Source organism: Kitasatospora sp. NPDC058048 (assembly GCF_042885555.1).
Classification (GTDB): domain Bacteria; phylum Actinomycetota; class Actinomycetes; order Streptomycetales; family Streptomycetaceae; genus Kitasatospora; species Kitasatospora lactacystinica.
Window position 1 is genome coordinate 1 of record NZ_JBHVRT010000068.1, and the last position, 21,374, is coordinate 21,374.

Genomic DNA, 21,374 nt, shown 5'->3' on the forward strand with positions numbered 1-21,374 from the left:
CCTCCTCGGCCACCCCCGGCGCGGGCGCCGTCCCGACCACCCCCGCCCCGGCCGCGCCGACCACCGAGGCGGCTCCGCCCGCCGCCGCACCCGCCCCCGCGGCCGCCGGGACCGACGTCAAGGCCGCCGCGAAGGCCCCGGCCAAGCCCGCCGCGCCGAAGGCCCCCGCCCAGTCCGGCGGAAGCGGCATCGGCATCACCTTCGGCGGCCTGCACGAGGGCGGGAAGATCGGGCTGAACGACCTGGTCCCCTTCACCGTCACCTGGAAGAACAACGACGCCACCGGCACCCGCAGCGTGGCCCCGGTGGTGTCGACCCAGCAGTACGAGGGCGCGCCCTGCACCATGGTGCTCGCGATGGCGGAGGGCACCCTGGAGCGCAAGGACGCCTCCGGCTGGAAGAAGCTCGACCACCTCAGCCAGGGCGGCGGGATGGACTACGCGGGCACCGCCGACGACGCGGCCTTCACCCTGGCCGCCGGCCAGAGCCGGACCATCGAGTACCGGATGCAGCTGTCCCTGGCCAACCGTCCGGGGCGGATCACGATCGAGGCGGACGCCCCCGTGCCGCACTCCAGGGACTACCGCGACATGGCGAAGGCCGAGCTGAACGCCACCGTCGTCGACAGCCACAGCCCGCAGATGCTCTCGGTGATGCCGCCGGCCAAGGGCGTGGTCACCACGGACCCGATCCCGTTCAGCTTCCGGGTCTCCTCGCCGGACGGCACCACGGGCCTGCGCCCCCGGGTGGCCGTGTGGAGCTCCGACGCGCTGACCGCGAACGACGTCACGGTGGAGGCCCGGGTCGGCGACGTGTGGAAGCCGGTCGAGCTGAAGGACCACTGCGGCCTGGTCACGGTCGACCCGAACGTGCCGGGCGTCCGCGACGGCAACACGGTCGAGTACACCTTCCGGGCCACGTTCAAGGAGGCCCCGAAGGACGGCACCGACGTGGACATCCGGGTGAGCGCGGCGTCGAACGGCCACCAGTCCGTCGAGCGGTCCGTCTTCCTGCGCGACGCACGCTGACACCGCACGCCCGCACCACGAGCCGAAGGGCCCGGCCTCCCCCGCTCGGGAGGCCGGGACGAGCCCCCGCCGAAGGGCGCCCCGGCCGGGCGCCGTCACACGGCCCGGCCCCGCGGCCCGGTCCCGGCACGTCTCCCGAACATCCGGCCCGACCGGATCCCCGGCCCACTCCCCCGTCGCCACGAAACGATTCCGGCCCCACCGCACACGCGATGGGGCCGGAACCTGAAAGATCCTCAGCGGACTTGTGGGCCCAACTTGCTACGGCTCCCGCGCCCGCACCGCACACCTGATCCCGCCGCTGCGCCCGCCCGGCTTCGTCGTCAGCGAAGCTTTTTCCGACGGACCGTCATATTGTTTGCCCCGAACGCGTCCTGTACGGAGGTGGCCCGGACCGGGCCCCGCACCGCCGAGGAGACGTCTTGACCTACCTCCGCCGCCGCGCCGCCGCGGCCGCTCTCGCCCTCGTGGCCGGCCTGACCGCGGCCGCCGCCACCGCACCGGCAGAAGCCGCCGCACAGGCCGCCGGCATCCCCCGGGGGCTCGACCGCTACTACCAGCAGCGCCCGGACTGGCACAGCTGCGTCCAGGGCCCGCAGGACGAGGAGGGCGCCGCGCTGGAACGGGCCGGCGCCCGCTGCGCGGAGGTCACCGTGCCGCTCGACTACGGCGACCCCGGCGGACGCACCGTCACGCTGGCGCTCTCCCGGATCGAGGCCACCGACACCCGCCACCGGATCGGCACGCTGCTGCTCAACGACGGCGGCCCCGGCAGTCCGACGCTCGGTGCGCCGCCGCGGGTGCACGCCGCGTTGAAGGACACCGCCGCCCGCTTCGACGTCGTCGGGCTGGACCCGCGCTTCGTCGGCCGCAGCGCCCCCCTCGACTGCGGCTGGCCGATCGGCTTCAGCATCACTTCCTCCGGGACCGGCCGGGCCTCCTTCGAGCGCCAGGTCGCCCTCCAGCGGGACCTCGCGGCCCGGTGCCGTTCGGCGGCCGGGGACCTGCTGCCGCACGCGAGCACCCGCGACGCGGCCCGGGACATGGACGTGGTGCGGGGCGCGCTCGGCGAGCGGCGGATCTCCTACCTCGGCCTCTCGTACGGCACCTACCTCGGCACGGTGTACACCCAGATGTTCCCCGGCCGCTACGACCGGGTGGTCCTGGACAGCGCGCTGAGCCCGGCCCACGCCGGGCCGGCGCTGCTCCCCAACATGGTGCCGGAGAGCGAGCGGGCGTTCACCGACTGGGCGGACTGGGCGGCGGCCCGCCACGGCACGTACGGGCTGGGCCGCACCCGCGAGGAGGTGGTCGCCGGGGTGCTGCGGACGGTCCGGGCGGCCGCGGCGCGCCCGCTCGTCGTCGGCGCCGGCGCGGACGCCTTCGAGCTCGACGACACCCGGGTGCCGATGGTGGTGTTCATGAACCTCGCGGGCGACTCCGACGCGGATCGGGCGGGCCTCGCCGAGCTGACGGCGATGCTCGCCGAGGCCGCGGAGGGCCGGCCGGTCACCCCCTCGGACGGAACCGCCGCCATGCTGCGCTTCCTGTTCACCCCGCAGGGGTCGCAGGCCGGCAGCATCTCGCAGGCCATCCTGTGCGCGGACGGTACGGCGCCGCGCGACCCGGAGGACTACTGGCGCCGGATCGAGCGCGACCGCGCCCGGTACCCGCTGTCCGGCCCGCTGGTCGACAACATCTCCCCGTGCGCCTTCCTGGACCCCCCGCGCGAGGCGCCCACCGAGGTACGCCGCGACGCCCGGGCGCTGATCCTCTCCGCCACCGGCGACCCGCGCACCCCCTACCGGGACGGCGTCGCGCTGCACGGGCTGCTGCCCGGCTCCCGGCTGCTGACCCTGCGGGGCGCCGACCAGCACGGGCTCTACGGGACGTACGGCAACGCGTGCGTGGACGACGCGGTCAACGCCTACCTGGCCGGCGGACGCCTGCCGGAGGCCGACCCGACCTGTACCAAGGCGTAGCCGGGGCGTCCCGGCCCGCTTGTCCTGGACGCTTGCTGAAGGTCTTTCAGGTTCCGGCCCCATCGCGTGCGCGGTGGGGCCGGACTCGTTTCGTGGCGATGGAGGAGTGGACCGGGGAGCCGCTCGCGCAGGGGCTTCGGTCGGCGTCGCCCGACAAAATCGCTACCCGGCGGCCGAAGCCCCGTGATACACAACCGACGTGCAAAACATTGTGGAGTTTCCCGAGGTCCTGCGGCTGATCGACGACCGCTCGGCCGCGTTCCGCGCCGCGATCGCGTCCGCCCCCGACCTGGACGTCCAGGTCCCGAGCTGCCCGGACTGGACGCTGCGCGAACTGGCGCAGCACCTCGGCGACGGACGCCGCCGCCAGGCCGCCATCGTCGCGGCGGGCCCGGGCGCAGAGCCCCCGGCGAAGACGTCCCCGAAGGGCGCCCCGACCGCGCCCCGCGACCACGAAGCCCTGGACGCCTGGCTCGCCGAGTCGACCGAGCTCATGCTCGACGCGCTGCGCGAGGCCGGCCCGGACCGCGGCTGCTGGACCTGGTGGGGCCGCTCGCAGGCCCCGGAGACCAGCGGAGCCCTGGCCCGGCACCAGATCCAGGAGCTCGCCGTCCACACCTACGACGTCCAGCTCACCCAGGGCGCCGCACAGCCGCTGCCGACGGACGTCGCGGTCGAGGGCGTCGACGAGTTCCTGACGACCGTGTCGGCGACGACCGTCCCCTGGCCGTTCAAGCCGGCGACCATCGACCTGCACGCGACCGAGGGCCGCTCCTGGCGCCTGACCCTCGACGCCGACGGTGTCCGCTGCGACGACCTCGCCGCCGACGCCGAGCCGGGCGACATGGTGATGCGAGGCGCGGCGAGCGAACTGGTCCTCTACTTCTATGCGCGCGTCCCGCTCGACAGCCTGGAGAACACCGGCGACACCGAGCCGATGGAGCAGCTCGCGGAGTGGGACCCGACCGCGTAGAACGCGCGCTTGTGACGTGTCCGTCGGTGGTGCGCGCTCTCCTGCGGGCGCCACCGGGCCCGGTGTTGCGGACATCGCGCGGCCCCGGGCAGGCTGCGGGCCCGCTGTTCGAGGGCCGTCCGGTGCGGGCACTGTTCCAAGAGTGCGGGCACTGTTCCAAGAGTGCGGGCACCGTTCGAAGAACGTACGGGTGCCCCCAGCAGCCGGATCAGGCCGCGGGGAATTCGACCCGGACCCGCAGTCCGCCCGTGCTGCCGGGCACGGCGGTGACGACGGCGTGATGGGCCCGCGCGATGGAGGCGACGATGGACAGGCCCAGGCCCGCGCCCTCACGCGGGCCGTGTCGACGCTCCTGCAGGCGGCGGAAGGGCTCGAAGAGGTAGGGGACCGTCTCCGACGGCACCTGGGGGCCGGTGTTGTCGACCTCCAGGGCACCGTCGCGCACGCCGACCTCGACCCGGCCGCCGTCGTGGTTGTAGCGCAGGGCGTTGCCGACCAGGTTGCGTACCAGGTGTGCCAGCAGCACCGGATCACCCTCGACGGACACGGGGGCGGTGTCGGTCCGGACGGTGACGCGGTTCGCCCGGGCTTCCTCCGAGGCGGCGCACTCGGCGGCCACCGCGCGGGCCAGCCGGTCCAGTGCGACCGGTTCGCGGTGGTCCAGCCTCTGATCGGAGACGGACAGCAGCAGCAGGCCCTCGATGAGCCGTTCGCTGCTCTCGGAGACCTCGATCAGTTTGCGGCGAACCCGGGCGACGGCGGCCGGGTCCTCGGTGGCCAGCCCGATTTCGGCCGCGGCCCGCTGCACCGCGAGCGGAGTCCGCAGTTCGTGTGCGGCGTTGGCCGCGAACCGCTGCTGCGCACCCACCAGTTGCTCCATGCGGTCGAGCATGGCGTCGAAGGTGTCGGCGAGCTGTTTGAGCTCGCCCGGGGGTGCGTCGAGGGCGATCCGCTCGTGCAGGTTCTCACCCGAGAGCCGGCGCGCCGTGTTGGTGATCACCGCCACCGGGCGCAGCACCCGCCCCGACATCCACCAGGCCAGTGCCATCGAGATGACGGCGAAGGCGGCCAGAGCGATCAGGGAGACGGTCAGCAGCTGGTTCCGGGCGGCCTGCTCGGCGGCCTGGGTGACGACCTTGACGGCCTGGAAGTGGGACTGTCCGCCGTCGGCGGGGGTGGTTCCGGGCGGAGCGTTCGCGGGTGCGGCGGTTCCCACCATGAGGGTTTTCGCCGCGGCGGGGTCCGGGGTCGCCAGTGTGGCCAGTCGCGGTTCGACGGCGACGGCCGTGCTGATCGAGGTGTACAGGCTCTCCCGGACCAGGAAGTTGACCAGGACAATAAGCATGGCCCCGGCGAGGACGAGCAGCCCGCCGTAGAGCATGGTCAGCCGGCCCCGCTCCCCGCCCGGCAGCCGCGGGCGTGGTCGGCCGGGCAGCGGTGGGCGGTTCGGGCCGACCGGGGCGGAGCGCCTCATGCCGGGACGCCGATGCGGTAGCCGTGGCCGGGCACGGTGTCGATGACCGAGGGCTCGCCGAGCTTGGCGCGGAGTTTGCTGAGGGCGACCCGGACCGCGTTGGTGCGGTACCCCATGTTCCGCTCCCACACCCGCTCGATCAGGTCCTCACCGCTGACCACGGCGCCCTCGGCCTGCATCAGCGCCTCCAGTACGCCGAACTCCTTGCGGGACAGGGCGAGGTAGCGGCCCTCCCGGAAGGCCTGGCGGCGAGCGGTGTCGAGGGTGATGCCCTCGCGTTCGAGGACCGGTGGAAGGGCGGGGTGGGTGCGGCGGCCGAGTGCCAGTACCCGGGCCAGCAGTTCCTCGTAGGCGAACGGCTTGGTGAGGTAGTCGTCCGCACCCAGGTCCAGGCCGTCGACGCGGTCGCGGACGGTGCCGGCGGCGGTGAGCATCAGTACCCGGGTCAGCAATCGCTGCTCGACGACGCTCTGGCACACCTCGTCGCCGTGCGCTCCGGGCAGGTCGCGGTCGAGCACGAGCACGTCGTAGTCCGTGAAGCGCAGCCGCTCCAGCGCGTCGGCGCCGTTGTACACGACGTCGACGGCCAGGGCGTCGCGCCGCAATCCCTCGGCGATCATGTCCGCCAGGAATTCCTCGTCCTCCACGATCAGTACACGCATGACATCAGGTGTACCTGAAAACCACCTTTCGTCGCCGTAAAGGTCTCGGCTGACAGCGGCGAAATGCGGGTGCGTGCCAGCCTCTGCGTGGTCGGCCACCCGGTATCGGACACGGTGGTCGGTCACTCGCAATCGGACACGGAGGAATTCCATGCGGAACCACATGCGGAACCACAGGTACGGCGCGGCGGCCGTGCTGGTGGCGGGGATGGCGCTGTTCACCGCGGCCTGCGGCGGAGGCGCCACGGGCACGGGCGGGGGCGGCGGCTCGGACTCGTCGGGCAAGGGCGCGGCGGCGGACCGGGCCTACGAGCACCGTAAGTGCCTGCGCGAACACGGCGCCCAGGTGAAGGAGCCGGAGCCGGGCCAGGACCCGCGGGGCCTGGTCCTCGAGGGCGGGCAGGACAAGATGGCGGAGGCCCTCAAGGCCTGCGGGGGAGTCGGCGGCTCGGGCGGCACGAAGATGTCCCAGGCCGACAAGGACAAGGCGCTCGAATTCGCCCGGTGCATGCGCGGTAACGGTGTGGATATGCCGGACCCGAAGTTCGACGGCGACTCGGCGATGTCGGGACAGGCGATGAAGGTCCCGGAGGGCGCCGAGAAGGACAGGTTCGACAAGGCGAACAAGGCGTGCAGTGGTCAGAATGCGGAGTGAGCGCGGGCGGAGCCGCCGAACGTTGCTGGTCGCCGCGCTGGTCACCTCGGTCTCGCTGGTGGGCGGGGTCACGGCCCTCTCGCAGACCGGCGGCGGGAGCGCCGCCGCGGACCGCACGGACGGGCTGCCGCCGAGCACGGGTTCGGTGGAACGACAGGACCTGAGCAGCCGGACCCAGGTGGACGGGACCCTCGGCTATGCCGAGGAGCGCCGGCTCAACGCCGGTGTGCCGGGCACCCTCACCTGGCTCCCGGAGGCCGGCGCGGTGGTGAAACGCGACGGGGTTCTCTACGAGGTCGACGGCCGGAAGGTCCGGCTCATGGACGGCGAGCGCCCCGCGTACCGGACGATGAAGGCCGGCGACAAGGGGCCGGACGTCGGACAGCTGAAGGAGAACCTCCGCGCCTTGGGCTACGGCAAGGGGCTGGCCGCGGACGAGGAGTTCACCCCCGGCACCGCGGAAGCGGTCAAGCGCTGGCAGAAGGCCCACGGGCTGGCGCAAACCGGCGAGATCGGCCCCGAGCAGATCGCCTTCTCGCCCGGTCCGGTGCGGATCAAGAAGAACGATGCGGCCGTCGGCGACCAGGCCGCTCCCGGCAAGCCGGTCCTCACCACCACCGGCTCCGAACGGCAGGTGCAGATCAAGATCGAGGTCTCCCGGGCCGACCTCGCCAAGCCCGGTACCCGGGTCGAGGTCGCCCTGCCCGGCGGCGGCAGGGCCAAGGGCAAGGTCGCCTCCGTCGACCGCACCATCGGTGAGGACGGCAAGGAGCAGGGCTCCCCGGACAAGCCCGCCAAGATCACCGCCCGGGTGGTCTTCGACGACCCGGGGCAGGCGGAGGGCTTCGACCAGGCGCCGGTCACCGTCGAGCTCGAGGGCGAGGTCCGCAAGGACGTGCTGACGGTACCGGTCAACGCACTGCTCGCGCTGTCCGCCGGGGGCTTCGGCGTCCAGGTCGTGGAGAACGGGAAGGTGCGCGAAGTCCCGGTCGAGCTCGGCATGTTCGGACAGGGCCGGGTCGAGGTCAGCGGGACCGGCCTGGCCGAGGGAATGAAGGTCGGGGTACCCAAGTCATGAGCGCCGTGGTCGAACTGAACCAGGTCACCAAGGAGTATCCGGGCGGGGTCGTGGCGCTGCAGGAGGTGGACCTGCGCATCGGACGCGGCGAACTGCTCGCCATCGTCGGCCCTTCGGGGTCGGGCAAGTCCACCCTGCTGCACATCGTCGGCACCCTGGACCGGCCCAGCGCCGGATCCGTCACCCTGGCGGGCCACGACGTCGCCGCCCTCTCCGACCGCCGGCTGTCCGCCCTGCGCGCCCGGCACATCGGCTTCGTCTTCCAGTCCTTCCACTTGGTGGCCGGGGTCAGCGCCCAGGACAACGTCGCCGAGGGCCTGCTCTACTCGGGCCTGCCGCGCGCCCAGCGCCGCAGGCGCGCGGCCGTGGCCCTGGAGCGGGTCGGGCTCGCGGACCGCATGCACCACCGTCCGCACGAGCTGTCGGGCGGCCAGCGGCAGCGGGTGGCCATCGCCCGGGCGGTGGTCGGCGAGCCGGACCTGCTGCTGGCCGACGAGCCGACCGGCGCGCTGGACTCCGCCTCGAGCGAAGCGGTGATGGAACTGCTGCACGACCTCAACGCCGAGGGTGCCACCATCGCGGTGATCACCCACGACGGCGAGATCGCCGACAGCCTGCCGCGCCAGGTCCGTATCCGCGACGGCCGCGTCGTGGCGGATCTGCGCACCGGCGCCGCCGACCCGGCCGATCGGGGTGGGGAGCGATGAGCCGCGCACGGCTCTCCCCGGCCCGGCTCGGCCCCCGTGACGTCCTCCACGTCGGCTCGGCCGGCCTGCGCACCCGGCCGCTGCGGGTGGTGCTGTCCGCGCTGGGCATCGCCATCGGCATCGCCACCATGATCGCGGTGGTCGGCATCTCCTCCTCCAGTAAGGCCCAACTCCTCCGTCACCTCGACCAGTTGGGAACCAACTTGCTGGTGGCCTCCCCCGGCCAGGGGCTGTTCGGCGAGAAGGTGAAGCTGCCCGAGGAGTCGATCGGCATGCTGAGCCGCGTCCCCGGGGTCGAGCAGGTCGGCGCGACCGGTGACCTGGCGCAGTCCGTCAGGCGCAGCGAGAAGATCCCCAGCGACGACACCGGCGGCATCACCGTGAAGGCCGCCACCGAAGGACTGCTGGACGTCGTGCGCGGCACGGTCGGCTCGGGCACCTGGCTCAACGAGGCCAACGGGCGCTACCCGTCGACGGTGCTCGGACACGTCGCGGCCCAGCGCCTGGGCATCACCGCCCCCGGTCAGCAGGTCCACATCGGCGGCCGGTACTTCACCGTCATCGGCATCCTCGACCCGCTGCCGCTGGCGCCCGAGATCGAGCGGGCCGCCCTGGTCGGCTGGGACGGCGCCGGCGCGCTGCTGGGCTTCGACGGCCATCCGACCCAGATCTACGAACGGTCGACGGACCGGACGGTCGGCGCGGTCCGCGAGCTGATCCCACGCACCGTCGACCCGCAGAACCCGCACAACGTGCAGGTCACCGACCCCTCCTCGGCGCTCCAGGCCAAGGCCGCCACCGAGGGGGCGTTCACCGACCTCCTGCTCGGGCTGGGCGGGGTGGCGCTCCTGGTCGGCGGCGTCGGGGTCGCCAACACGATGATCATCTCGGTACTGGAGAGGCGCCACGAGATCGGGCTGCGCCGCTCCCTGGGCGCCACCAGGGGCCAGATCCGCCTCCAGTTCGTGACGGAGTCCCTCCTCCTCTCCGGACTGGGCGGGCTGGCCGGCGTGGCCCTGGGCGCGGCCGCCACCTACGCCTTCGCCGTCTCGGGCGGCCTGCCCTGGGTGGTCCCGCCGTGGGCCGTCACCGGGGGCTTCGCCGCCACGCTGCTCATCGGCACGGTGGCAGGCCTCTACCCGGCCGTCCGGGCCTCCCGCCTCTCCCCGACCCTCGCCCTCCACACCGGATAGGGCCTGTTCGGGAAGGCGTCGAAGGTGCGCCTGGTTGGCCGTCCCGGGAAGCCTCGGGCGGCCAACCGGAGGACGAGTGGCCCTGTTCACGTGAAGTCGCAGCGGGTTCGCACCGAGGCCCCGGCCGGGTTTCCTGGCCTGGTCACCCTTGACGAAAGGTTGACCTGCTCACGGCAGAAGGTTGGCGATCACCGCCTCTATGGTCGGCCCATGCCCTCACAGCCCATCAGGCCCACCACCCTGCCGGTCCTGCCCTACCGCAAGCCCACCCGCGGAAGGGACTACTGGGTCCTGGACAACGTGCTGCCGGACCCGGACGCCGTCCGGGAGCGCTGCCTGGCCCGCGGGGACTGGACCGAGGGCTACCCGCACCGCCCCGAGACCTGGCCCGGACTGCGCACCATGCCGGGCCTGGAACCCGAGGAGCTGGCCCGGGTCGAATCGCTGGTCCGCAAGGCCACCGGGGCCTCCCGGCTCTGGGTGCAGAGCACCCCGGGCGGCGGCACCCTCAACCACAACTGCGTCCAGGTCGTCGGCGCCGGGGAGTCGGAGTCCCGCCCGCACACCGACTCCCGCGCGCTCTGCCGCTACGCCGCGGTCCTCTACCTCAGCCCCGGCGCCCCCAAGGACGCCGGCACCAGCTTCTACCGCCAGCAGTTCCCCGGCGGCCGCCTCGGCGGCAACCTGGTCAACGCCCCGCACAACAACCTGGTCGAGGCGCTCGGCACCCGCCACGTACCGGCCGACCACTTCACCGAGGACGTCCGCGTCCCCAACCGCTACAACCAGCTGCTCCTCTACCACGCCAACCTGATCCACAGCGCCACCGGCTACTACGGCACCGACCTGGCCGAGCGGCGGATGACGGCGGTCTTCTTCTGGATGGCCTGACCCGGCACGCACCCTCGCGGACCGTCGGGCCCTCACCCGGCACGGGCCGACCCGCCCCTCACCCGGCCCCCACGTGCGCCAGGCTCGCCCTGGTCAGCGCCGCCGCCAACCGGGCCAGGTCCCCCGGCCCGACCAGCGCCGCCAGCCCGTCCGGTTCGCCCGGCAACCCGAGCCTCCGGGCCTCCGCCAGCGCCCGCTCGTCGACGTACGGCCGCAGCGAGGGCCAGACCGCCTGCGCCTCGCGCCGAAAGATCCCGGCGCCGACCGGCCCGATCCGGGGGAACTCCCGGAGCAGCTCGCCGATCCGCTCCGACTCGCCCCCGGCCTCCTCCCGCAGCCGCCGCAGATCACCGTGCCAGCGGTCGAGCAGCAGCCCGGCCCCCTGACCGAGCGCCGTGGCGGTGCTCTCGTCGTAGCGCACGTAGTGGGCCCGGCCCAGGGCGGCGATCAGTGTCCCGCGCCGGGCGTCCGCCATCGCGCGCGGGGTCCGCAGTCCGGCGGCCGACAGCTCCCGGGCCGCCGCCGTGGCGGTGCCGGCGCCGATCCGCGCCGAGCACAGCACGGTCAGGACGAGCAGCCGGTAGAGCGGCGAGGGCTTGTCGCGCAGCGCGATCCCGGCCTCCTCCGCGTAGGTGCGGCCGAACCGGTCCAGGAGTTCGGCAACGGTCGGTTCCACGGCCTTCACCTCCCTCCCCCGTGCTCGCCCGGATCCCTCCCTCCACGCTTGCCCGGATTCGGACGCCCCGCACCCGGGGAGGCTCGCCGCATGAGTGAGCGAAGCACGGGGACACCCCCGGCCGGAGGCCGACGGCGAACCGTCGACGGGCGCGCGGGGGCGCAGGCCCCTGCCCAGCGGAGCGGGGCGGGCGCATGAGTCGGGACGCCGTACCCGCGACCGAGACCGTCCGCCCCGACTGGGCCGCGATCGACCGACTGCCCACCGTCGAGCTGCTCCGCCTGATGAACGCCGAGGACCGCACGGTTCCGGCCGCCGTCGCCGGGGAGTTGGAACGGATCGCCGCCGTGGTCGACGCCGTGGCCGCCCGGATGGCGCGTGGTGGCCGGCTGGTCTACGCCGGCGCGGGGACGGCCGGGCGGCTCGGTGTGCTGGACGCCGTCGAGTGCCCGCCGACCTTCGGCACCGATCCGGCGCTGGTCGTCGGTCTGATCGCGGGCGGGCGCTCGGCCGTCACCGCGGCGGCCGAGGGCGCCGAGGACCGCACCGACCTCGCCGAGGCCGACGTGGCCGCGCTCGCCCTCACCCCCGCCGACACCCTGGTGGGCGTCTCGGCGTCCGGCCGGACGCCCTACCCGCTGGCCGCCGTCCGTGCCGCGCGGGCGGCCGGGGCGCTGACCGTCGGGTTGGCGTGCAACCGCGGCTCGGCGCTCGCGGCCGCGGCCGAGCTGGGCATCGAGGTGGAGGTCGGCCCGGAGGTGCTGGCCGGATCGACCCGGCTCAAGGCGGGCACGGCACAGAAGCTGGTGCTCAACCTGCTCTCCACGGCCGTGATGATCCGGCTCGGCCGGACGTACGGCAATCTGATGGTCGACCTCCGCGCCACCAACGACAAGCTGCGCGACCGCGCCCGACGGATCGTCGCCGAGGCGACCGGCGCCGACGGGGCCGCGGTCGACCGCGCCCTGACCGCGACCGGCGGCCGGGCCAAGGACGCGATCCTGTCCCTGCTCGCGGACGTGGACGCGTCCACCGCCGCCCGCCTGCTCACGGCCTCGGACGGACGGCTGCGCGAAGCCCTCCGCCTCGCCCGGCCGTAGCGGCCTTCCGCCTCGCCCGGACGTAGCGGCTCACCACCGCACCAACGGCAACCCGCCCCGCCGACTCACCCCAGCCGCACGTCCGCGGCCGCGACGACCTCGCCGAGGCGCGGGAAGTCCAGCTCCACCGATGCCCGGTGCTCCTCCGCCGTGAGCGCGGCCATCGCGTCCTCGACGAACACCAGCCGGTACCCGTGGTCGCCGGCGGCCCGGGCACTCGACTCCACGCCGAGGTTGGTCGCGATCCCGGCGAACACCACGGTCTCCACGCCCCGCGCCCGGAGCAGCTCGTCCAGGCCGGTGCCCTGGAAGGCTCCGATGGTGCGCTTCACCACGACCTCGTCGGCCGCCGCCGCGACCTCCGCGGGCAGCCCGCTCCCGGGCGGCTGCTCGGTCACGTTCGGCCGCTCGACCCGTACCGCGATCACGGGCGCGCCCGCCGCCCGGAACTCCCGGGCCAGCTCCAGCGAGGCCTTCAGCACCTCCGAACCGGTGCGCGGCGCGAGCAGGTTGGCGACGATCCGGTCCATCAGGTCGATCAGGACCAGGGCCGTGCTGCGGGGGTCAAGGGTGGTCATGGGGTCACGCTAGTCCATCGGACGCGTGGCCCCCGAGGCCCGGTCCGGCGCCGGGGTGCCCTGCGCCGCCTCCCGCGCGATCTCCGTCCGGAACCCCTCGATCAGCACCCGCAGCCCGTACTCGAAGTCGGCGTCGTGGTCGGTCATCCGCAGGACGTCGACCGCCTCGCGCAGCAACGGCAGTTCGCGCAGTGCTTCGTCCGGGAACGGCGGCCGGTCGCGGTCCGCGGAGTCCTGTCGCCAGGCCTGCTCCTCGGTGACCCAGCCCATGATGTACCGGTCGACGGTCAGCAGCAGGCGCAGCGCCGTTCGCGGGCGCAGGCCCGCTCCGCAGAGGGCGCTCAACTGGGCTTCGACCGCCGGGAGTTCGTCCTCGGTGGGGAGGGTTCCGGCGTGCACCCGGGCGCCGTCGCGGTAGGCGAGCAGGGCGTTGCGCTTGGCGCGGGCGTCGGCGGCGATCCACTCGGGCCAGTGCGCCGGGTCCGGCTCGCGGTCGGGCGGGAGGGCTTCGGCGAGCATCGCCTCGGCCATCAGGTCGAGCAGTTCCCGCTTGCTCTTGAAGTGCCAGTACAACGCCGGTGACTGGACGCCGAGTTCGCGGGCGAGCCGCCGGGTGGTCAGCCCGTCGATGCCCTCCTCGTTGAGCAGGCGCAGCGCCGTGCGCACCACCTCGTCGCGCTTCAGCGCCATCCGATCGGCCTCCTGGGTCATCCGCTTGCCAGATCCACCTTATCGCCGATAAGTTCCCGAGCTGGAATTTATCAGCGATAAGGAGAGCCGTCGCGACACCGACGGCCGCGAAGGGATCCCACCCCTCATGACCTCCGGACCGAACCCGACCTCCGGACCGAACCCGACGCCCGGAACGGACCGCTTCTGGTCCCGGCTGCTGCCGAACACCGCGCCCTGGCGGTCCTCCCGCGACTTCCGGCTGACCTGGACCTCGGGCACCGTCACCCTGCTCGGCTCGATCTTCACCATGACGGCGATCCCGCTCCAGATCGCCGACCTCACCGGTTCACCCCTGGCCGTGGGCGCGGTCGGCGCGGTCGAACTCGTGCCGGCCGTCCTGTTCGGCCTCTACGGCGGCGTCCTCGCCGACCGCGCCGACCGCCGCACCGTCGCCCTGGCCACCGAGGTCGCCCTGGCCGCGCTCAGCGCCCTGCTGCTGGCCAACGCGCTGCTCGGCACCCCCGCCGTCTGGCCGCTCTACGTCGCCGCCGGGGTGGCGGCGGCGCTCCAGGGCATCCAGCAGCCCTCGGTGGAGGCGATGGTCCCCCGGCTGGTGCCCCAGGAGCAGCTGGTGGCGGCGGGTGCACTGCTCTCGCTACGCTGGAGCATCGGCGGCGTGGCGGCCCCGGCGGCGGCCGGCCTGCTGATCGCGACCGCCGGCGTCCCGGCGGCGTACCTGGTCGACCTCGGCACCTTCCTGCTCTCGATCGCCCTGCTCGCCCGGGTCCGGCCGGTCCCCTCGGAGCGGGACGCCGAGGCACCGCAGCTCACCGAGTTCCTCGACGGCGCCCGGTACGCGGCCCGGCGCCCGGACCTGATCGGCACCTACCTGGCCGACCTCGCGGCCACCGTCTTCGCCCTGCCCACCGCGCTCTTCCCGTTCCTGGCCGCGGACCTGGACGCCACCTGGGCGCTCGGCCTGCTCTACTCGGCCGGCGCGGCCGGCAGCCTGATCGCCGCCGCGACCGGAGGGTGGGCGGAGCGGGTCCACCGGCACGGCCGACTCGTCCTGCTCTCCGCCGCCCTGGTCGGCGCGGCGACGGCGGCGGCCGCGTTCGCCCCGGGCCTGTGGGCCGTCCTGCTCTGCCTGACCGTCGCGGGCGGTGCCCACTGGATCGGCGACACCTTCCGCAGCGCCATCTGGAACCAGTCCATTCCGGACGAACTCCGGGGCCGCGCCGCCGGGCTGGAGATGCTGATCGGCTCCGCCGGGCCGGCCCTGGGCGACCTGCGGGCGGGCGGGCTCGCCGCCCGCCAGGGCATCCGGGCGGCCCTGCGCACCGGCGGCCTGCTCTGCCTCGGCAGTTCGGCCGCGCTGTCCGCCGCCATCCCCGCGCTCTGGCGCTACGACCGGCGGGGGCACCGCACCGGGCCCGTCCCGGCGGAACCCACCCCGTGACGTGCCGGACGCCCAGGCCGCACCGGCCCCACCGCGGGGACCGCCCCGGGGACCACCGCTCAGTCCGGGACGAGCGCCGTCGCGTGCCGGTCGATCAGTTCCCCGAGCCCCCGGAGGTCGTCGGCCCCGCGCTTGGGCAGCATGGTCAGCACCCCCGTCTCCTCGTTGCCGCTCAGCAGCAGGAACAGCCGGGGCGTCTCCAGGTAGTACCGCTGCTCCGGCCAGGCGAACTCGGTGACCGAGGCCTCGGTGCTCACGACCACCCCGTCGTCGTCCAGCAGGACCCTGAACTCGCCCTTGTCCTCCGCCGCCCTCGTCACCCGCCGCACCCGTGTCATGGGCACCGCGAGAACCACGAGCAGCGCGAGCACCACCAGCAGGGCGACCAGCAGCAGCACCGTCCCGCCGAGGACGACGAGCAGCCCGGCAACCGCCGTCCCGCCGACGGCCACCGTGTACACGGCTCGCCGCGACCGGCGTCCGACCACCGTGTGCCGGTCCCACGCCGCGAAGGCCTCCCGGAAGTCGGCGTCCGTCGGGGTGTAGCGAACCTCGACATACGTCACCGCCCGCCCATCGGAACCCACGTCCCCACCCTCCGACCCATGTACGCACAACTTCTGACACCAGCTTCGCCGGATCGTAGCAAAGACCGTACGTACCCGATGCGACCGCGTCCGCGCTCCCCCGGCGGGAAAACGCCGCTCCCGGCGCCCACCCGTTGACCGACCGCCCCGCCCGGCGGTTGGCTCACCCCGAGCCGGCCGCCGGGGAGTTCGGCGTCCACCGCCGACGCGGCACGGCCGATCCCAGGGGAGGGAACCAGATGAACCTCATCCGCCGCCCGCTGCGCGCTGCCTGCGTCCTCGCGGCCGCCGCACTGGCCGCCTCCGTCGCCGTGCCCGCCCAGGCGGCCCCGTCAGAAGCGGGCCCGACCGGAGCGGGCCTGGCCGCCCTGCCGGGCGGTGCCCGCACCGAACGCGTCTCCGTCGGCCCCGGGCAGGCCCAGGCCACCGGCGCCTCGCAGGCCGGCGGCCTGAGCGCGGACGGGCGCTTCGCCGTCTTCACCTCGGAGGCTGCCGACCTGGTGCCCGGCGACACCAACGGCAGGTCCGACGTCTTCGTCCGCGACCTGTGGACCGGCCGCACCGAGCGGGTGGACACCGGCCCGGACGGCGTCCAGGCCGACGGGGACTCCTACCAGGCCACGATCAGCGGCAGCGGCCGCTACGTGGCGTTCAGTTCCACCGCCACCAACCTCGCCCCCGGTGCCAACCGCGGCTCCGAGGACGTCTACGTCCACGACCGCTGGACCGGCGGCACCCGCCTGGTCAGCGTCGGCAGGACGGGGGTTCCGCAGACCGGCAAGCTGTCCGGCGTCCCCTCGATCAGCTGGGACGGCCGGTACGTGGCCTACCAGTCCAACCGCGGCGACCTCGCCCCCGGCACGGTCACCTGGTTCGGCGGCAACATCTACGTCACCGACCGCTGGACCGGCGACACCCGCCTGGTCAGCATCGGCGCCGACGGCAAGGAAGCGGACGCCTCCTCCTCCGCACCGGAGATCAGCGCGGACGGCAGCACCGTGGTCTTCATCTCCAAGGCGACCAACCTCCTCGGCGCGGGCGGGGCCGGCGCCCTCTCCCCGGCCGCGGTCGCCGAGCTCAGGGCGGGCTCGGACCAGGAGTTCGTCGCCGACTCCTTCCGCCCGGGGGCCGCCCTCCACCCGGCGGGCGCCCTCCGGCCGGACGCCCGCGCGGAGATCCTCAAGCCGCGCACCTACCCGCTGTACGTCCGCGACCTGCGCACCGAGCGGACGAGCCTGGCCAGCCCGGACGGCGACGGCGGCTACAAGGGCGCGGTCAACCCCTCGGTCAGCCCCGACGGCCGCTACGCCGTCTACTCGTCCTGGGTCCTGCACGGCGACACCCAGTGGGACCGTCACTTCGAGGTCTACGTCCGCGACCTGAAGCAGGGCACCGAGACCCTGGTCAGCACCGGCCTGCCCGGGACGACGACCACCCTCGGCTCCTACGGCGGCCGGATCACGGCGGACGACCGGTGGGTCGTCTTCAGCTCGGAGGCGGACAACCTCGTCCCCGGCGACACCAACAACGCCGAGGACGTGTTCCGGCACGACCTGTGGACCGGCCGCACCGAGCGGGTCAGCGTGGCGGGCGACGGTGGGCAGAGCGCCGGTCCCTCGCACGCCCCGTACGCCGACGCCCTCGGCACCGCGGTGGTGTTCACCTCCTCCGACGGCACCCTCGTCCCCGTGGACACCAACGGCGTCGAGGACGCGTTCCTCCGCCGCCTGCCGCTGTTCTGACAGCCGGTCCGACGGCCCCGCCCTCGCCCCGGCCCGACCCGGCGCGGGTGCTCCCGGACTCACACCGTGAGCGCCCGCGTCGAGGCCCGGATCGGCGCCGGAAGCTCCGTCCACCCGCGCAGGTACCGGTCCACCGCCGCCGCCACCGCCCGCCCCTCGGCGATCGCCCAGACGATCAGTGACTGCCCGCGCCCGGCGTCCCCCGCCACGAACACGCCCTGCGCCTCCGTGGCGAAGCCGTCGTCCCTGGCCAGGGTGCCTGCCGGTCCGGTGGTGAGGCCGAGCTGGGCGAACAGCCGCCGGTCCGGCTCCGGCCCGGTGAAGCCCAGCGCGAGGAGCACCAGCTGCGCGGGCAGGCTCCGTTCGGTGCCCGTCCGCGGGCTGCGGTCGGCCGGTTCGGCCTCGGCGAAGCGGACGGCGGCCAGCCGGCCGTCCGGGCCGGCTTCGAAGCCGACGGTGGTCGCCGCGAACACCCGGGGCCCGGCCTCCGCGGCGCCGGACTCCTCGTGCGAGGTGGTCTCCCGGTACACCTTGGGGTGCACCGGCCAGGGCTGTCCGGCGGCCCGGTCCTGCGGCGGGCGGGGGTTGATGTCCAGTTGGGTGACGGTGGCGGCGCGTTGACGGAGCGCCGTTCCCAGGCAGTCCGCCGCCGTGTCCCCGCCGCCGACGATCACCACGTCCAGTCCCTCGGCGGACACCGGGGAGACCGGGCGGTCGCCCTCGTCCACCCGGTTCGCCCAGGTCAGGTAGTCGATCGCCTGGTGCACCCCGGACAGGTCCCGGCCCGGCACCGCCAGCTCCCGGCAGGCGGTCGCCCCCACCGCGACCACCACCGCGTCGTACCCCGAGCGCAGTTCCTCGCCCGGGACGTCACGGCCGACCCACACCCCGGTGCGGAAGGCGGCGCCCTCGGCCCGCAGCTGGTCCAGCCTGCGCTCCAGGCGGTGCTTCTCCAGCCGGAACGGTGGGATGCCGTATCGCAGCAGTCCGCCCGCGCGGTCAGCCCGTTCGTACACCGTGGTGGCGTGCCCGGCCCTGGTCAGCTGCTGGGCGGCGGCCAGCCCGGCCGGGCCCGATCCGATCACCGCGATCCGCCGCCCACCGGCGCGCTCGGGCGGCCGGGGCCCGTCCCAGCCCGCTTCCCAGGCCCGGTCGGCGATCGCCAGCTCCACGTTCTTGATCGCCACCGCGGCGCCGTCGATCGCCAGGACGCAGGCGCTCTCGCACGGCGCCGGGCAGAGCCGCCCGGTGAACTCCGGGAAGTTGTTGGTGGCCAGCAGCCGCGCCGCGGCCGCCCGCCAATCCGCTCCCGCGTCCGCCTCCGCCCTCGTACCCGCCCCGGCTCCCGCCCCCGGCTCCTGGCCCGTCCCCGATTCCGCCACCAGCCGGTTCCAGTCCGGCACCAGGTTCCCCAGGGGACAGGCGTGGTGGCAGAACGGCAGCCCGCAGTCCATGCACCGCCCCGCCTGCCCGCCCACCACCGGCAGCAGTTCGCCCGGCCGGTACACCTCCCGCCAGTCCCCCAAGCGCTCCCGCGCGTCCCGCCGCGCCCGCTCCGCGCGCGGGGTGGTGAAGAAGGCCATCCGGTCTGCCATCGCGGCCTCCGGCAGGGCGTGCCGACTCGAACCAGGCGGCCCACCCGGCGGCGCGCCACCGTACGGCCACCGTACGCCCCCGAAGCACCGCGCAACAGCCGCGGCCGTCGGGGAGGGCCGCGGAGCGGACCCGGAAGACCTCGGCCCCGACCGGAAGCGCCGTGAGCACGTCAGGGAGAATCTCCGCCATGACGCACACCGTGCTGATCGCCGAGGACGACCGGGCCATCCGCGACTCGCTCGCCCGCGCCCTGATGCTGGAGGGCTACCGGGTGCGGGTCGCCGCCGACGGCACCCAGACCCTGGCCGTCCACGCCGAACAGCGCCCGGACGTCCTGGTGCTCGACGTGATGATGCCCGAGCCGGACGGCCTGGAGGTCTGCCGCCGGCTGCGCGCGGCCGGCGACCGCACCCCGGTGCTGATGCTCACCGCCCGGGTGGAGGTCCCCGACCGGATCGCCGGCCTCGACGCCGGCGCCGACGACTACCTGGTCAAGCCCTTCGACGTGGACGAGCTCTTCGCCCGCCTGCGCGCCCTGTTGCGCCGCCACCCGCCCGAGCCCGCCGCCGAGGCGCTGACCGTCGCCGACCTGCGGGTCGAACCGCCGGCCCGTCGGGCCTGGCGCGCCGGCCGGGAGCTCGAACTCTCCCGCACCGAGTTCGACCTGCTGGAGCTGCTGGTCCGGCACGCCGGCGCCGTCCTCGACCAGGCCACCCTGTACAAACAGATCTGGGGCTACGACTTCGGCCCCGGTTCGAAGAACCTCGCGGTGTTCATCGGCTACCTGCGCCGCAAGCTCGACCGTCCGGGCCTCGTGCCGCTGATCCACACCGTCCGCGGCGTCGGCTACACGCTGCGCGAGCCATGACCGGCCCCGCCCGCCGCCTTCGCCGGGTCCTGCGGTTCCCGCGGCTCCCGCGCCCGGCCCGCCGCCTCCCACGGCTGCCGCGCCCGGGCCTGCCCACCACCCTCGCGCTGGCCTTCGCCGCGATCGCCGCGCTGGTCGCGGTGCTGATCGGCGCACTCGGCTACGACGCCGCCGCACGGCTGATCCGGGACGACGAGACCGCCGACTTCGGCGCCGCCGTCGACTCCGTCGGCCGGCAGGTCCAGCGGGAGGCCCTCTTCCCGGGCGACTTCGCCGGCCCGAGCGGGCTGAGCGCCGACCTGGTCCGCCCGATCCGGGTCACCACGCAGTCCCTCGACCCCGACGGCGCGGTGCTGCCCGGCACCGCCCGGCTCGACCTGCCGCCGAGCCCGTCCGACCACGAGCTCGCCCACGCCGACCAGCCGGGCCGCACCTCGATCGGGCTGCGCCACCAGCACCGCGAGGCCTACCGGGTCGGTGTGGTCTCGCTCGGCGGGCGGCGCGGGGCGGTCCAGATCATCCAGCAGGTCGGGCCCACCGAGAAGCTGCTGAGCACCCTGCGGACCCGTACGGTCGCCCTGGTGGCGATCGTCGCGGTGCTCGCCGGCGGGGCCGGCCGGCTGCTCGCCCGGCGGATCACCCGACGGCTGGTCCGGCTCACCGACGCGGCCGAACTGGTCGCCGCCAGTGGGCGGTTGGACGTCGCGGTGCCCGCCGCCGGAACGGACGAGGTGGGCCGGCTCGGCCGGGCCTTCGACCGGATGCTGGTCCGGCTCGCCACCGCGAAGGAGAACCAGCGCCGCTTGGTGCAGGACGCCGGGCACGAGCTGCGCACCCCGCTGACCAGCCTGCGCACCAACCTCTCGGTGCTGCCCGGCCTGGACCGGCTGCCGCCCGCCGAACGTGCCGCGCTGATGGCCGATCTGATGGAGGAGTCACGGGAGTTGGCCCAGCTGGTGGAGGAGCTGGTGGCGCTCGCGGCGGACCGCAGGGCGGACGAGCAGCCGACCGGGGTGGTGCTCGCCGACGTGGTCCGGCAGGCAGCCGCCCAGGCCCGGCGGCGCAGCGACCGGCAGATCGTGGTGGACGCGGACGGAACCGTCGTCACCGCCCGGCCGGACGCGCTGGCCCGCGCGGTGGGCAACCTGCTGGACAACGCCGCCAAGTTCGACCCCTCCGGGACCGGCCCGATCGAGGTGGTGGTGCGCGGCCCGCGGGTGGAGGTGCGCGACCGCGGCCCGGGCATCGACGCGGCCGACCTCGACCGGGTCTTCGACCGCTTCTACCGGGCCACCGCCGCTCGCAGCCTGCCCGGCTCCGGGCTGGGCCTGGCCATCGTGCACGAGGTGGCCCGCTCGCACGGCGGGACGGCCTTCGCCGCCAACCGGGAGGGCGGCGGCGCGGTGATCGGCTTCACCCTCGGCGGCTGACGGCGCGGACCGGCCCGGCGCGC

The 21,374-nt window shown here is 74.5% G+C and carries 20 protein-coding genes; 13 read left to right on the forward strand and 7 right to left on the reverse strand.

Going from position 1 to position 21,374, the window contains the following annotated elements:
- From ACFVVA_RS40285 to ACFVVA_RS40295, 3 genes are all read left to right on the forward strand, one after another.
- A partial coding sequence (locus ACFVVA_RS40285; protein ID WP_387695656.1) for a hypothetical protein occupies positions 1 to 1,028 on the forward strand: 1,028 nt, incomplete at its 5' end.
- Positions 1,029 to 1,450: 422 nt separating this feature from the next.
- A complete protein-coding gene (locus ACFVVA_RS40290) occupies positions 1,451 to 3,010 on the forward strand; it encodes an alpha/beta fold hydrolase (RefSeq protein WP_387695657.1) in 1,560 nt (519 codons plus the stop codon).
- A gap of 199 nt (positions 3,011 to 3,209) precedes the next feature.
- A complete protein-coding gene (locus ACFVVA_RS40295) occupies positions 3,210 to 3,983 on the forward strand; it encodes a maleylpyruvate isomerase family mycothiol-dependent enzyme (protein WP_387695658.1) in 774 nt (257 codons plus the stop codon).
- Positions 3,984 to 4,191: 208 nt separating this feature from the next.
- Here the strand turns inward: ACFVVA_RS40295 and ACFVVA_RS40300 are convergent, their stop codons facing one another.
- Entirely contained in the window at positions 4,192 to 5,364 is a 1,173-nt protein-coding gene (locus tag ACFVVA_RS40300) for a sensor histidine kinase (RefSeq protein ID WP_387695679.1), read from the reverse strand.
- An 89-nt stretch (positions 5,365 to 5,453) separates the two neighbouring features.
- Positions 5,454 to 6,119, reverse strand: a complete 666-nt coding sequence (locus ACFVVA_RS40305) for a response regulator transcription factor (RefSeq protein ID WP_387695659.1) — start codon at positions 6,117 to 6,119, stop codon at positions 5,454 to 5,456.
- 208 nt (positions 6,120 to 6,327) lie between these two features.
- On the opposite strand from ACFVVA_RS40305, the gene ACFVVA_RS40310 reads away from it, so the two are divergent.
- The 5 genes from ACFVVA_RS40310 (at position 6,328) to ACFVVA_RS40330 (ending at position 10,643) form a co-directional block, all read left to right on the forward strand.
- Complete coding sequence (locus tag ACFVVA_RS40310) at positions 6,328 to 6,774, forward strand: hypothetical protein (protein WP_387695661.1); 447 nt, start codon at positions 6,328 to 6,330, stop codon at positions 6,772 to 6,774.
- A complete protein-coding gene (locus tag ACFVVA_RS40315; protein ID WP_387695662.1) occupies positions 6,764 to 7,852 on the forward strand; it encodes an efflux RND transporter periplasmic adaptor subunit in 1,089 nt (362 codons plus the stop codon). The genes ACFVVA_RS40310 and ACFVVA_RS40315 overlap by 11 nt, the downstream gene beginning before the upstream one ends.
- A complete protein-coding gene (locus tag ACFVVA_RS40320) occupies positions 7,849 to 8,559 on the forward strand; it encodes an ABC transporter ATP-binding protein (protein ID WP_387695665.1) in 711 nt (236 codons plus the stop codon). The genes ACFVVA_RS40315 and ACFVVA_RS40320 overlap by 4 nt, the downstream gene beginning before the upstream one ends.
- The gene (locus ACFVVA_RS40325; protein ID WP_387695666.1) at positions 8,556 to 9,752 is read left to right on the forward strand and encodes an ABC transporter permease; all 1,197 of its coding nucleotides are present in this window, start codon (positions 8,556 to 8,558) and stop codon (positions 9,750 to 9,752) included. The genes ACFVVA_RS40320 and ACFVVA_RS40325 overlap by 4 nt, the downstream gene beginning before the upstream one ends.
- Positions 9,753 to 9,962: 210 nt before the next feature.
- Positions 9,963 to 10,643 (forward strand): DUF6445 family protein, encoded by a 681-nt coding sequence (locus ACFVVA_RS40330; protein WP_380455015.1) that lies wholly within the window; start codon positions 9,963 to 9,965, stop codon positions 10,641 to 10,643.
- Between the two features lie 58 nt (positions 10,644 to 10,701).
- On the opposite strand, the gene ACFVVA_RS40335 is transcribed toward ACFVVA_RS40330, so the two are convergent.
- The gene (locus ACFVVA_RS40335; RefSeq protein ID WP_387695667.1) at positions 10,702 to 11,319 is read right to left on the reverse strand and encodes an endonuclease; all 618 of its coding nucleotides are present in this window, start codon (positions 11,317 to 11,319) and stop codon (positions 10,702 to 10,704) included.
- Between the two features lie 194 nt (positions 11,320 to 11,513).
- On the opposite strand from ACFVVA_RS40335, the gene murQ reads away from it, so the two are divergent.
- Entirely contained in the window at positions 11,514 to 12,419 is a 906-nt protein-coding gene (murQ, locus tag ACFVVA_RS40340) for an N-acetylmuramic acid 6-phosphate etherase (protein ID WP_387695668.1), read from the forward strand.
- Between the two features lie 65 nt (positions 12,420 to 12,484).
- Here the strand turns inward: murQ and ACFVVA_RS40345 are convergent, their stop codons facing one another.
- Together ACFVVA_RS40345 and ACFVVA_RS40350 are read right to left on the reverse strand one after the other, a co-directional pair.
- Positions 12,485 to 12,997 carry an isochorismatase family protein gene (locus tag ACFVVA_RS40345; RefSeq protein WP_387695669.1) on the reverse strand — a complete coding sequence of 171 codons (513 nt, stop codon included), beginning with the start codon at positions 12,995 to 12,997 and terminating at the stop codon, positions 12,485 to 12,487.
- 9 nt (positions 12,998 to 13,006) lie between these two features.
- Entirely contained in the window at positions 13,007 to 13,687 is a 681-nt protein-coding gene (locus ACFVVA_RS40350) for a TetR/AcrR family transcriptional regulator C-terminal domain-containing protein (RefSeq protein ID WP_387695670.1), read from the reverse strand.
- Between the two features lie 127 nt (positions 13,688 to 13,814).
- On the opposite strand from ACFVVA_RS40350, the gene ACFVVA_RS40355 reads away from it, so the two are divergent.
- On the forward strand, positions 13,815 to 15,128 hold the full coding sequence (locus tag ACFVVA_RS40355; protein WP_387695671.1) for an MFS transporter: 1,314 nt from the start codon (positions 13,815 to 13,817) through the stop codon (positions 15,126 to 15,128).
- A gap of 59 nt (positions 15,129 to 15,187) precedes the next feature.
- On the opposite strand, the gene ACFVVA_RS40360 is transcribed toward ACFVVA_RS40355, so the two are convergent.
- Positions 15,188 to 15,715 carry a YcxB family protein gene (locus ACFVVA_RS40360; protein WP_387695672.1) on the reverse strand — a complete coding sequence of 176 codons (528 nt, stop codon included), beginning with the start codon at positions 15,713 to 15,715 and terminating at the stop codon, positions 15,188 to 15,190.
- 239 nt (positions 15,716 to 15,954) lie between these two features.
- Here ACFVVA_RS40360 and ACFVVA_RS40365 point away from each other — a divergent pair, with 239 nt between their 5' ends.
- A complete protein-coding gene (locus ACFVVA_RS40365; RefSeq protein WP_387695673.1) occupies positions 15,955 to 17,457 on the forward strand; it encodes a TolB family protein in 1,503 nt (500 codons plus the stop codon).
- Positions 17,458 to 17,516: 59 nt separating this feature from the next.
- Here the strand turns inward: ACFVVA_RS40365 and ACFVVA_RS40370 are convergent, their stop codons facing one another.
- Complete coding sequence (locus ACFVVA_RS40370; protein WP_387695674.1) at positions 17,517 to 19,052, reverse strand: glutamate synthase subunit beta; 1,536 nt, start codon at positions 19,050 to 19,052, stop codon at positions 17,517 to 17,519.
- A 188-nt stretch (positions 19,053 to 19,240) separates the two neighbouring features.
- Between ACFVVA_RS40370 and ACFVVA_RS40375 the strand changes: the two genes are divergently transcribed.
- A complete protein-coding gene (locus ACFVVA_RS40375) occupies positions 19,241 to 19,921 on the forward strand; it encodes a response regulator transcription factor (protein ID WP_387695675.1) in 681 nt (226 codons plus the stop codon).
- Entirely contained in the window at positions 19,918 to 21,351 is a 1,434-nt protein-coding gene (locus tag ACFVVA_RS40380; RefSeq protein ID WP_387695676.1) for an ATP-binding protein, read from the forward strand. The genes ACFVVA_RS40375 and ACFVVA_RS40380 overlap by 4 nt, the downstream gene beginning before the upstream one ends.
- The last annotated feature ends 23 nt before the right edge of the window (positions 21,352 to 21,374 follow it).